The sequence below is a fragment of the Staphylococcus sp. HMSC061G12 genome (genome assembly GCF_001838465.1).
Lineage (GTDB): Bacteria > Bacillota > Bacilli > Staphylococcales > Staphylococcaceae > Staphylococcus > Staphylococcus simulans.
Window position 1 is genome coordinate 1 of the sequence record NZ_KV837124.1, and the last position, 451, is coordinate 451.

General features: G+C 29.7%; 1 protein-coding gene. It reads left to right on the forward strand.

The window, feature by feature from the left end; translation table 11 throughout:
- Window positions 1-118 precede the first annotated feature (118 nt).
- On the forward strand, window positions 119-451 hold a 333-nt coding region (locus tag HMPREF2937_RS08300), incomplete at its 3' end, for an IS1182 family transposase (protein ID WP_002480977.1).

Genomic DNA, 451 nt, shown 5'->3' on the forward strand with positions numbered 1-451 from the left:
TCAGACTGTCGACAAAGTCCTACGGACTTGTCGGCATTTTTTATTTTTTAACATTTTACATAATAACCTTTTCCCCATTTCTTGTATAATGATAGTAATAAGATAATGAGGTGATAGTATGCTAAATAAATCTTCTAATAACAGAGAACAACTTGAAATGATTTCAATATCTCAATTAGTTCCTGATGATCACTTGTTACGTAAAGTTGAAAAAGTATTAGATCTTAACTTTGTTTATGATTTAGTGAAAGATAAATATTGCTTAGATAATGGCAGACCCTCTATTGACCCTGTAATTTTAGTAAAAATCCTTCTGATTCAAAAATTATTCGGCATTAAATCTATGAGACAAACTATAAAAGAAATTCACACTAATGTAGCGTACCGATGGTACTTAGGTTATGGATTCTTTGATAAAGTTCCTCATTTTGGTACTTTTAGCAAAAACTAC